We start from the raw sequence: 600 nt of genomic DNA on the forward strand, positions 1-600 counted from the left end.
TTCAGATCGGCCCGTACTATTAGTCCTAACTTTAACGGGGCTTGTCGCTTTCTTCTCCGCCTTTATGAATGATGTTGGAGCGTTAGCGCTTATTATGCCGGTAGCGCTACAAGTATCACAACGTTACAACATTCCTACCTCAAAATTGTTGATGCCGATGGCTTTCGCATCTCTTTTAGGAGGAACGGCTACATTGATCGGAACTCCTCCCAATATGATTATTGCTCAATATCGGGAGACTGTAGATCCGGCGGCGGGTGCTTTTGCCATGTTTGATTTCTTGCCGGTCGGTATTGTTGTGGTGATTGTAGGCCTCCTCTATATCTCTTTTATTGGTTGGCGCCTGATTCCTATTCGGGATACGGAGAATAATAGCCGCCTCTTTGAGACGGATGATTATCTTTTAGAAGCCAAAATCTTACCGAATAATAAATTTATTGGGAAGACGATTGCCGAACTTGAGAAGGTGACAGAAGATCATGTTAATGTTGTTACGCTTCTTCGAGGAGCAAGACGGCTACTTTCGCCAAGTAAAGAGGAGATCTTACGGGAGAATGATGTTCTATTGATTGAAGGACAACCGGAAGATCTAAAGCAGTT

General features: G+C 44.0%; 1 protein-coding gene. It reads left to right on the plus strand.

Going from position 1 to position 600, the window contains the following annotated elements; genetic code table 11:
* On the plus strand, positions 1 to 600 hold a 600-nt coding region (locus tag FK529_RS20905), incomplete at both ends, for an SLC13 family permease (protein ID WP_193559738.1).

This window comes from Tsukamurella asaccharolytica, assembly GCF_007858435.1.
In the GTDB taxonomy this organism is placed as follows: Bacteria; Actinomycetota; Actinomycetes; order Mycobacteriales; family Mycobacteriaceae; genus Tsukamurella; species Tsukamurella asaccharolytica.